The sequence below is a fragment of the Protofrankia sp. Cas8 genome (assembly GCF_963555845.1).
In the GTDB taxonomy this organism is placed as follows: Bacteria; Actinomycetota; Actinomycetes; order Frankiales; family Frankiaceae; genus Protofrankia.
This window is the reverse complement of sequence record NZ_CAUVXI010000087.1, coordinates 11,221-20,821: the sequence shown is the minus strand read 5'-3', so window position 1 is coordinate 20,821 and position 9,601 is coordinate 11,221. Positions and strand designations below refer to the sequence as shown.

12 protein-coding genes and 3 pseudogenes are annotated in these 9,601 nt (G+C 67.9%); 7 read left to right on the top strand and 8 right to left on the bottom strand.

Annotated features, from left to right (window positions below):
* Positions 1 to 3 precede the first annotated feature (3 nt).
* Positions 4 to 474, bottom strand: a complete 471-nt coding sequence (locus U9977_RS14205) for a MarR family winged helix-turn-helix transcriptional regulator (RefSeq protein WP_322749722.1) — start codon at positions 472 to 474, stop codon at positions 4 to 6.
* A gap of 168 nt (positions 475 to 642) precedes the next feature.
* On the opposite strand from U9977_RS14205, the pseudogene U9977_RS14200 reads away from it, so the two are divergent.
* Positions 643 to 884 (top strand): annotated as a pseudogene (locus U9977_RS14200) (IS1380 family transposase); the annotation flags it as partial.
* Positions 885 to 1,009: 125 nt separating this feature from the next.
* Here U9977_RS14200 and U9977_RS14195 read toward each other — a convergent pair.
* The 3 genes from U9977_RS14195 to U9977_RS14185 form a co-directional block, all read right to left on the bottom strand.
* Positions 1,010 to 1,375, bottom strand: coding sequence for a MerR family transcriptional regulator (locus U9977_RS14195; protein ID WP_322749721.1), 366 nt, complete (start codon positions 1,373 to 1,375; stop codon positions 1,010 to 1,012).
* Between the two features lie 404 nt (positions 1,376 to 1,779).
* On the bottom strand, positions 1,780 to 3,012 hold the full coding sequence (locus U9977_RS14190; protein WP_322749720.1) for an RNA polymerase sigma factor: 1,233 nt from the start codon (positions 3,010 to 3,012) through the stop codon (positions 1,780 to 1,782).
* Entirely contained in the window at positions 3,009 to 3,332 is a 324-nt protein-coding gene (locus tag U9977_RS14185; RefSeq protein ID WP_322780487.1) for a YciI family protein, read from the bottom strand. Before U9977_RS14185 ends, U9977_RS14190 begins: the two co-directional genes overlap by 4 nt.
* A 735-nt stretch (positions 3,333 to 4,067) precedes the next feature.
* Here U9977_RS14185 and U9977_RS14180 point away from each other — a divergent pair.
* The 3 genes and pseudogenes from U9977_RS14180 to U9977_RS27020 form a co-directional block, all read left to right on the top strand.
* Positions 4,068 to 4,319: a type II toxin-antitoxin system prevent-host-death family antitoxin gene (locus tag U9977_RS14180; protein ID WP_322749718.1), complete on the top strand. Its 252-nt coding sequence runs from the start codon at positions 4,068 to 4,070 to the stop codon at positions 4,317 to 4,319.
* The gene (locus U9977_RS14175; RefSeq protein WP_322749717.1) at positions 4,316 to 4,570 is read left to right on the top strand and encodes a Txe/YoeB family addiction module toxin; all 255 of its coding nucleotides are present in this window, start codon (positions 4,316 to 4,318) and stop codon (positions 4,568 to 4,570) included. Before U9977_RS14180 ends, U9977_RS14175 begins: the two co-directional genes overlap by 4 nt.
* A gap of 483 nt (positions 4,571 to 5,053) precedes the next feature.
* Positions 5,054 to 5,167, top strand: a pseudogene (locus U9977_RS27020) (AAA family ATPase); the annotation flags it as partial.
* On the opposite strand, the gene U9977_RS14165 reads toward U9977_RS27020, so the two are convergent.
* Both U9977_RS14165 and U9977_RS14160 read right to left on the bottom strand, forming a co-directional pair.
* A complete protein-coding gene (locus tag U9977_RS14165) occupies positions 5,167 to 6,363 on the bottom strand; it encodes an RNA polymerase sigma factor (protein WP_322749715.1) in 1,197 nt (398 codons plus the stop codon). The pseudogene U9977_RS27020 and the gene U9977_RS14165 overlap by 1 nt on opposite strands.
* A gap of 5 nt (positions 6,364 to 6,368) precedes the next feature.
* Positions 6,369 to 6,779 carry a YciI family protein gene (locus U9977_RS14160; RefSeq protein WP_322749714.1) on the bottom strand — a complete coding sequence of 137 codons (411 nt, stop codon included), beginning with the start codon at positions 6,777 to 6,779 and terminating at the stop codon, positions 6,369 to 6,371.
* Positions 6,780 to 7,002: 223 nt separating this feature from the next.
* On the opposite strand from U9977_RS14160, the pseudogene U9977_RS14155 reads away from it, so the two are divergent.
* The 3 genes and pseudogenes from U9977_RS14155 to U9977_RS14145 form a co-directional block, all read left to right on the top strand.
* Positions 7,003 to 7,257: pseudogene (locus U9977_RS14155) on the top strand (VOC family protein); the annotation flags it as partial.
* 73 nt (positions 7,258 to 7,330) lie between these two features.
* The gene (locus U9977_RS14150; protein ID WP_322749713.1) at positions 7,331 to 7,918 is read left to right on the top strand and encodes a hypothetical protein; all 588 of its coding nucleotides are present in this window, start codon (positions 7,331 to 7,333) and stop codon (positions 7,916 to 7,918) included.
* 194 nt (positions 7,919 to 8,112) lie between these two features.
* Positions 8,113 to 8,307: a helix-turn-helix transcriptional regulator gene (locus U9977_RS14145; RefSeq protein ID WP_322749723.1), complete on the top strand. Its 195-nt coding sequence runs from the start codon at positions 8,113 to 8,115 to the stop codon at positions 8,305 to 8,307.
* A 291-nt stretch (positions 8,308 to 8,598) separates the two neighbouring features.
* Here the strand turns inward: U9977_RS14145 and U9977_RS14140 are convergent, their stop codons facing one another.
* Positions 8,599 to 8,799: a hypothetical protein gene (locus U9977_RS14140; RefSeq protein WP_322749712.1), complete on the bottom strand. Its 201-nt coding sequence runs from the start codon at positions 8,797 to 8,799 to the stop codon at positions 8,599 to 8,601.
* A gap of 8 nt (positions 8,800 to 8,807) precedes the next feature.
* Positions 8,808 to 9,590 carry a TetR/AcrR family transcriptional regulator gene (locus tag U9977_RS14135; protein WP_416210610.1) on the bottom strand — a complete coding sequence of 261 codons (783 nt, stop codon included), beginning with the start codon at positions 9,588 to 9,590 and terminating at the stop codon, positions 8,808 to 8,810.
* Positions 9,591 to 9,601 lie beyond the last annotated feature (11 nt).

Here is a 9,601-nt window from a genome sequence, read left to right as displayed (position 1 = left end):
TACTCAGCGTGCGCTGTCCTGGACGCGCAATTCGGCCTCGAGTAGGTCCATGGCCTTGAGGAACGCCGCCCGTTCGCTGGCATCCAGTTGGTTAAGGACGCGCAACAGGGGCTCGGCGGCGTCATCGAGCCATTCGTCGACGAGCCCTACCTTCTGCGGCGAGATCTTGACGATGGTGCGCCGCCGGTCGCCGGCGTCCGCCTCGCGGATCACGAACCCGGCGCGGTCCAGGTCGGCCAGCACGCCGCTGACGGTGGACAGGGTCAACTCCAGCCGGGCCGCCAGCGTGCCGACGGTCAACGGCTCGTCCCGGAGCTGCTCCAGCACGGCGACGTGGCGCGGGCTGAGCGGACTCTGCGTCGCCGGTGCCGCACGGTCCTGCGAGCGGCGCATGCCCCGGGCGATACGCGGCATGAGCTGCATCAGCCGCAGGCACAACGCGCTGTGCTCGGCCTCACCGGCATGCTTTGCCATTCCGTGGCCGCCCTTCCTTGACACCGACCGTCGCCAGTCTATACGGCTCGGCTAACCAATTAGTTTAGTATGACGAACAAAATTGTTTGAGGACGCGTGGCAATCATTGTCTCCGTGCTCCTGCCGGCCCGCGCCGCGCGGGTGAGCGGGCGCAGCTGGCTTGCGGCCGTGGACCTCTTCTCACGCTCCTGTGACAGCGCGGTGTTCGACGAGGGCAATCTCGTGTCGCACGCGGGGCTGGTGCCGTTGCTGGGGGATTGCCGCCGCTGCTGGACGAGCATGTGCGGTTTGTCGATGAGCGGGTCACGTCCGGGGCGGCCAACGCGACACCGAAGCTGATCTCGATCATCGCCGGGATGGCTGCCGGCGCAGACAGTATCGACGACCTGGACGTCATCCGCAGTGGTGGGACGTGGAACTCGTCCGCAACGGCGTGGAATCCTCTCGTCCTCTGTGACCTGGAAGTTTGCCAACGCCGGCCTTACCCGCAGGGTCGCAGGGTCGCCAGCTGACCACGACACGCAGGCCACCCTGCTCAGACGGGCCGGCTTCGTTGTGACGGTTCGACGGGCGGCCCGTCGGTTGCGCGATTGCGCAGTACGTCGTTGAGTTTCTGGGCTTCCACGAGTTGGTCCTCGAGGATGACGATGCGGCAGGCGGCCTCGACGGCGGTGCCCTGATCGACGAGTTCGCGGACGCGGGCGGCGATGCGCAGCTGGTAGCGGGAGTAGCGGCGGTGTCCGCCCTCGGAGCGCAGCGGAGTGATCAGACGGGCTTCGCCGAGGGACCGCAGGAAGGCAGGTGTGGTCTGGAGCATCGCCGCTGCGCGGCCCACTGTGTAGGCGGGGTAGTAGTCGTCGTCGAGGCTGTCGGCGGGTCTCGGTGCAATTTCTGGGGCCATTGCACCTTTCGGGACACGTCGGGGGGCCTTGGTGCCGTACGGCACCAAGGCCCCCCGAGCGAGATTCAACACCGTCTACCGGCCCACTGCGCCGGCTATCTGTCTGCGCATCTCCACCAGAGAGGGCGGAGGCGTTGGGGTCGCAGATGCGTAACCGGGAACCACCTTCCCATCCGGGGTCTACCGAACTGACGCTCTTACTCCACAGGTATTGCCGAACATCCACGACGCGCGCGGTGGCCCCCTCTGGGCCGCCGTAGCGCTCGCACCAGTTCATGTCTGGCGCGTATCGCTCACTCACTTGGCTACAACAGGAACTCTAGCCGATGCAGTGCTCCATCCCGGCGGTGACCGGTCCCATCGGCGGCGACCGTTCTCGACTGTTCACCGATACCGGAAATGCACTACCCCAGTTGGTCGCGGCGGCGTGTCAGGTAGGCGGTCTCAGCGGTGTTGCCTGCCAGCCCGATGGCTTTGTCGTAGGCCGCGCGCGACTCCTGGCTGCGGCCCAGCCGGCGCAGCAGGTCAGCGCGGGTCGCATGGTAGGCGTGATAGCCGGCCAACGTGTCCTCAAGACGGTCGACAGCAGCCAGCGCCACCTCCGGGCCGTCTATCTCGGCGACCGCGATGGCCCGGTTGAGGGCGACGATCGGCGAGGGGTCAAGGCGGACGAGCTGGTCGTAGAGGGCGACGACCTGCGACCAGTCGGTGTCGCGTACATCGCGGGCGGAGGTGTGCACGGCGTTGATCGCTGCGAGGATCTGGTAGCGCCCCGGGGCCACCCCGGCGGCCAGACGCTCGCGCACCAGCCGATGGCCCTCGGCGATCAGCGCCGCATCCCAGGCCCCGCGGTCCTGTTCGTCGAGGGCGACCAGTTCGCCGCTGCCCGAAACCCGGGCCGTACGGCGGGCTTCGGTCAGGAGCATCAGCGCCAGCAACCCGGCCACCTCACCGTCCTGCGGCATGAGGGCACGGATCAGGCGAGTGAGCCGGATCGCCTCGGCGGTCAGGTCGTGACGTACGGGATCGGTATCGGGGCCGGTCGCCAGGTAGCCCTCGTTGAAGACGAGGAACAGGACGGCGAGCACGCCGCAGATGCGTGCCGGGAGATCCTGCTCGGACGGCACCCGATAAGGGATGCGAGCCGCCTTGATCTTGGCCTTCGCCCGGGTGATCCGCTGCCCCATGGCGGCCTCCTGTACCAGGAAGCCACGGGCGATCTCGGGCACGGTCAGACCACCGACCATGCGCAGCGTCAGCGCCACGCGGGTCTGCATCGCCAGCGCCGGGTGACAGCAGGCGAAGATCAGCCGGAGCCGTTCGTCGTCGATGGGGCCGACAGGCTCGGGCGGGTCGTCGTCGTACAACAGCTGAGCCTCCGTCTGCTTGTCCTCGCGCTTGTTCTCGCGCCGGATCCGGTCGATGGCCTTGCGGATGGCGGTGGTGGTCAGCCAGGCGCCGGGGTTGGGCGGCACGCCGTCGGCCGGCCAGTGCTCGACGGCGGTCGCGAACGCCTCGGCCGCCGCCTCCTCGGCGATGTCGAGGTCATCGAAACGCCTGGTCAGGGCGGCGACCACTCGCGCCCACTCCTCGTGGTGGGCCCGAGTGATCGCCTCCCGGACGTCGACCCTGTTCACAGGAACGGCCGCACCTCGACCTTCCGATTGCAGGCCTTCGACCCCTCGGCGGCCAGCTTGAGCGCCACATCGAGGTCCGCGGCCTCGATGATCCAGAAGCCGGCGATGAACTCCTTCGACTCCAGGAACGGCCCGTCGGTGAACATCGCCTCCCCACCCCGGTTATCGATCACGGTGGCCGCGCTGGGCGCCCCGAGGCCGCCGGCGAAGACCCAGTGGCCCTCGGCCACAAGCCGGTCGTTGAACACGTCGATCGCGACCTGCTCCGCCGGGGTAGCCAAGCCAGCCGTGTCAAAGATCACGGAAATCATGTACTGCATCTCGGATCACTCCTGTGCTTTGGGGGCACCCCTCGTGGGCGGCCACTCACCCCTACAACGAACACCTCCGCCCCGATCCGACACCGCCTCCCGGATTTCTTTCAAGAAATTTCTGGTACGCCGGTTGTAAGCGATCGACAGCGCGACGGTTTCGGGGCGACTGCGCTCCACGTCCTCGTGTGCGCGTCCAGTGCGGACGAGCTCTGGGATCAGATCGATCGCGAAAACCATCACTAGTGTCCTGCGTCTGAAATTCGTTTCCAAAACACCCTCTACGATCTTGTATTTGGTGGTCGGTCCTCGAGGATCAAGTCATGGCGCGACGAGGACGACCCACAGCAGAGCTAATCGTGTCGGAGGAAGAAACGGAGACGCTGGCGCGGTGGGTCCGGCGGCCCTCCAACGCGCTTGGACAAATAGCCAGCGGCGGGTTGCTCTAATGTCCGCGGACAAAGTTTGTAGCCCAATTCGGCGTCGGTCCAGGAGTTTGTCTCACCGGTGAATGTCGCAGTGTTGGGCCAGGTAGGTGCCGAACACATGTTCGATTCGGATGATGGCCTTGCCGCTTCGGTGCCAGGCCGCTTCGGTGCCAGGCCGCTTGGTGTCGGCCGGCGACTGGTCGAGCCGGGTCAGTCTTCGACGGGGGGCCGGTACGCCAAGGACCCTTGCCGATCCCCACCTCTGGACGTACAATTTTCTGTACGTACAACTTTCCGTACAAACGAGGAGGATGCCATGAGGACAATGACTTACTCGGAGTCACGTGCACGGTACGCAGAAGTTCTCACGGCTGTGGCGGAGGACAGGGAAGAGGTCGTCATCACCCGCGCCGGCCACGAGCCGGTGGTGATCGTCTCCTTGGATGACTACCAGTCACTCAAGGAGACGGCATACCTGCTTCGCAGCCCGGAGAACGCGCGCCGACTGCTGATCGCCATCGACCGGCTCGAGAGCGGCGGCGGCGTCGTCCGGAACCTTGCGGAGTGAAGCTCGTCTGGGACGAGAACGCCTGGCAAGACTACGTATGGTGGCAAACCCAGGACCGCAAGATACTCAAGCGCATCAATACCCTGATCCAGGACATCGCCCGCAACGGGAACGACGGCATCGGCAAGCCTGAGCCCCTGAAGCACGGGTTTCAGGGCTACTGGTCGCGGCGCATCAACGACGAGCACCGACTCATCTACAAGGTTAGCGGCGACGAGATCCGCATGGCTCAATGCAGGTACCACTATTGAGGCATCGAGTAGACTGGGGCAGTTATGGAACGCACGTTCGAGCCATTCGACGATGCTGCCCGCTCGGGCTTCACTGGGCATCGTGCCTGGCCGACAGCCGTGTCAGGGGCAGCGACGAGCGGGCCGGTGTCCCAGACGATCACTCGGGTTCGCGCCCCATCTCCTCACGCAGAATCTCACTGGACCGGGCTGCAAGATCGCCCTTGCCGCTGGACAGGGCGCCCACGAAGTCCGGCAGCGGTCACTCGTCCCCACCGTCCTCAGTCGGGGTATTCTCGCGCACCACAGCCAGGATCGGCGCCACCTGCGACTCGGGAAGCCGGTCGATTAGCCTGTGCAGCTCGTCCCGCACGATGCTCACAGACCACAGGATATGGCTGTAGTCGGCGGCCGACCCACTAGATCCACGCCGCGTATGACCTTGTGGCCCCGAGGCGGACGGATAGCCCCGGCCGCCACCACATCGACACCCTCGTCGCCGCACAGTTCCGCACCGCCCACTTCCCGCAGATCACGACCCTCGAGGACTTCAACCTCGACCACGTGCCCTCGCTGCGCCGCGACGTCCTCGCGCACCTGGCGACCGGCACGTTCATCTATAGCTCGGCGGCCCGCGCGCGGGCGGCCTGACGGATCAGGTGGTCGCGCTCGGCGACGTCCGTGGCCCGGCGGGCGGCCTGCGTGTACGCCGCGCCGGCGGCCAGCAGGTCGCCGTCGAGCTCGTGCAGGTGGCCGCGGACCGCATGCCACCGGTGGCGGTCGCCGAGCACCTCGCGCAGCCGGTCGGTCTCGCGCAGCCCCGCGACGGCACCGAGCACGTGGCCGACCGCGACAGCGCGGCCCAGCACAGCGGCGGGGTCCTGGTGCACCGGGTCGTCGGTAAGGCCGACCAGGTCGTCGTACCAGGCGAGGATCTGCGGCCAGTCGGTCTCCGCGGCGCTTGCCGCGTCGTCGTGCAGGGCGGCGATGGCGGCCTCGACCTGGTACCGGCCGGGGCGCTCCAGCGCCAGCGCTGACTGCAGGACGCGCACGCCCTCAGCGATCTCGCGGGTGTCCCAGCGGCCCCTGTCCTGCCGGTCGAGGGTGACGATCCGGCCCTGCCCGTCGAGTCGCGCCGGGAGCCGGGCGTGGTTGAGGAGCATCAGCGCGAGCAGCCCCCGCGCCTCCGGTTCCTCGGTGGCGAGGGTGAGTTGGCGGGCGAGCCGGATCGCCTCGGCGGCCAGGTCGACCCGCCCCGCGTGCCCGGTCGTGTAGACGAGGTACAGGACGCGCAGCACGACCGCGAGGTCGCCGGGCTCGTCCAGGCGGCGCCCGCGCAGGCTGCGCTTGGCCCGGCTGATCCGCTGCGCCATGGTCGCCTCCGGGACGTAGAAGGCGTCGGCGATCTCCCGGGTGGTCAGGCCGCCGACCGCCCGCAGGGTGAGCGCCACCTGGGAGGCGGGCGCGAGATCGGGATGGCAGCAGCAGAAGAGCAGGAAGAGGGCGTCGTCTCCGGTCTCGGTGGTGGGCGACTCAGGCTCCGGCTGTTCGTGCAGCGTGTCCTCGCGGGCGCGGCGGGCGGCATCGCTGCGGCGCGCGTCGATCAATCGCCGGGTCGCGACCGTGGACAGCCACGCACGCGGGTCCTGGGGCGGGTGCTCGGGCCAGACGCGCAGCGCCTCCATGAGCGCCTCCTGCAGCGCGTCCTCGGCGGCATCGAAGTCCTCGCCGCGGCGGACCAACCCAGCGAGCACCCGGGGGACGAGGGCGCGCAGCTCACCCTCGTCCACCCGGTCGGTCGGCTGGCCGGACACGCCGGTCAGACGCCGGACGCCGGAGCGGTCATGACCTCCCGGACGTCGATCCACTCGTAGAGCGGCTTGGCGCCGGGGCCGGGCTCGGAGGAGACGTAGGCCGCGATCTCCAGCGCGCGCTCGTGGGACTCCACGTCGATCATGTACCAACCGGCGACCAGGTCGCTGGTCTCGGGATGCGGGCCGTCGGTGGTGACCGGCGCGGCGTCCGGGCCGCCGTAGCGCACCCAGGTGCGCGCGGGCACGAGCGCCTGGGCGTCGACGTACTCGCCGCGCTCCTCCAGGAGCTCCGCGACGTGGCGGAGGAAGGCCATGTGCGCCTCCACGTCCTGGGGGGCCCACTGGTCCATCGGGGGCACGGGACGGTGCGGCTCCGGGCCGCCGCGGTAGTGCTTGAGCAGCAGGTACTTCGGCATGGTGATCTCCTGATGTCGCGGCCGCGCCTTTCGCGGCCCTCGCCTGGTGAGCGGAGCCGGTCAGAGGTTCTCGACATGGAATCACGCATGAGGAGTTGTTCTCCGTCACCCGCTCCACGGTCTACCGGGCCCTCGCGCGCGCTCGCACCACGACCGCCTGACCGGGCACGGCCGCTACCTTGCACACGTCGGGCCAGCATGGGGAGCCCCTGGCCAGCAAGAGCCGGCAGCCGCCAGCGCTGAGTCGAACGCACCGGCGAACACGCCTGGCATCCGCCACATCACGTTCGCCGTCGAAGACATCGAGGACATCCTCGCCCGCCTGCACGCCCACGGCGCCGAACTCGTCGGCGAGCTGGAGCAGTACGAGGACAGCTACCGGCTCTGCTACGTCCGCGGCCCCGAAGGCATCATCGTCGTGTCAGATCCGGCGACCGTGACAGCGATCATCACGGCCGCCATAAACGGGTCCCGGTAGGACCGGTCGAAGGCTGCGCCGCAGACCCCGATTTCTGGCTTGAGCCATCCACCATTTCGCTACCGTGCCGACCATGGGCGACAGTTTCGAGATCATCGCAGACGTTGAGGCAACGGAGACTGAAACCACCGCACTCGCCGCGACAGTTGTGCGCTGGTTGATTAACACAGACATCATCGCCGCAGAAGCCACCGATTGCGTGCTCGGCGCAGATCTCGGCTACGGGCCGGGACCGCGCCACGCCCTGGCCCTAGCCGAACCCGATGATTACCTCAGCCGACTGAGAACCAACGGAGTGACGGTCACAACAGGACGTACCGCATTCCACCCCGTCCAAGGCGAGCTTGGCCCGGTGGTTTGCCCACGCTGTGATCAGACGATGCTGCTCGAAGACGCAGGGACAGGGGCAACGACCAAGCAATGGGAGGTGTTCAGCGACGCAATCGGCAGCTGGCACAACGGCGGGCCAGGCGACGTGGCTTGTGCGAGTTGCGGACAAGTAGGCCTCCTCAACGACTGGCGCTGGATCGGGGACTGGCCCTTCGCGTTCGGATTCCTCGGGTTCACCTTCTGGAACTGGCCTCGGTTGTCTGACGCCTTCGTCGCCCAGGTGGCCGAGAGGTTGAGGCATCGGGTCGTAGTAACCCGCGGCAAGCTCTGACCCGAGAGCGCGCCGAGGCCGCACTTGGCCCGGCTGACCCTCGCGGCCGGCAAGCACCCACACATCGAAGGAGGGCGTCCCGGAGTCTCCATCGCTGGTGGATCTCGCAGGTCCGCGGCAGGGGCGGATGACTCGATGTCTACACCGAACACTTCGACGCTGAACGCCGACGCCTCTTCGAGGTTCCTCGGCAGCTGACGGCAGCCCGGGAAGCGGCCCACATGACCCAGCGGCAGCTTGCCCAGGCGTGCGGAGTCCACCAGTCCGAAATCAGTCGCATCGAACGCGGGCAGATCAGCCCGACTTTGGACACCCTCACCAGGCTGGCGGCCCCCCTCGGTGTCCGACTCGCGATCGTCGATGCCGATGGACGCCCCATCCCCGCCTGAACCCCGCCGGCCGCAGCCCATCACCACGGTCACAAAGTTCATCGTGGTACGGGTCCCGTCCCACCCGGGCTACGGAACGTACGTTCGAGATGGGCTGCGGAGCCCCGGTCACGGTCTGGGATGCCGCGGGTCGGAGCCTGACAGTCACCGTCGAACCCGCGGCATTGCCCCTACCTACACACGAGAAAGGGACACTCCCGCAACTGGATAACGCCGACCGCGCCGGCCCCGACCACCCGGCGTGATCACGCATGCCCGCGGCCGGATCCAGCCCCACCGGTAATCCTCACCTCAGATCGCGGGGTAATAGCGGCGTCTCGGGTCGCTGGGACTGGTGCCGATCCCCCGGACGAGTCCGCGTTCGGTGAGGGCGTTGAGGATTGCCTGGTCGGTTTCATCCATGGTCGGCGCGGCGACGCGGGTGGTGAACAGGGTGACGCGGAATTCGATCTTTCGACTCTGTGACGCGGCTGGTTGGCCAGGGTGCGGCACGAGTGTGGTTAGCGGCCGGCGCTGGCCTGCTGTCCACCTATGAGGACGGCTAGCCCGTCGAGTACCCGGGCCAGGCCGAACTGGTATGCGTGGTCGGGGTGATAGGCGCTGCCATGGGCGGCGCCGGCGGCAGTGCCGACTCGGGCCGCAGTGGGGTAGGCGGTCGAGTCGAACACGCGGGCCAGCAGGGGTGCGTTGGCGGCCCACCATTGTTCGTCGCTCATCGTGCTGTCGAGCTGTGACGCCCGGGTGCTGATGGCCGCCCGGGCTGCGGCCTGGACGAAGGTGAGCAGGTAGGTGAGGGCGTCGTCGATGGCGACGTCGTCAAGGCCCAAGCCGTTGAACGCGGACAGTTCGTACTCATATTTCGCCATGAGCCCGGGCCCGAGGGGTGGCCGGGCGGTGGATACGTCGGCGATCCACGGGTGCATGTCGAACAGGGCCCGGTTCTGTTCGGCGATGGCGGTGAGCCGGGACCGCCAGGACTGCCTGTCGACCGGGAGGCGTTCCATGCGGAGGTATACGGCGTCGAGCATGAGGTCGACAAGTTCAGCCTTGCCGGGGACGTAAGTGTACAGCGCCATCGTTGAGACGTCGACGGCACGGGCGACGCTGCGCATGGACAGCCCGTCCAGGCCAGCCGTGTCGGCCAGCGTGATCGCGGCGTCGACGACCCTGTCGACGGACAGTCCCTGCTTGGGTCCGCGCGCCGACTGCCCGAACCCGGGCTCGCGCCACAGCAGCGCCAACGTGCGAGCTGGATCACCTGAACCGCTTCGGTAAGCGGGCATCGCTCGCCCCT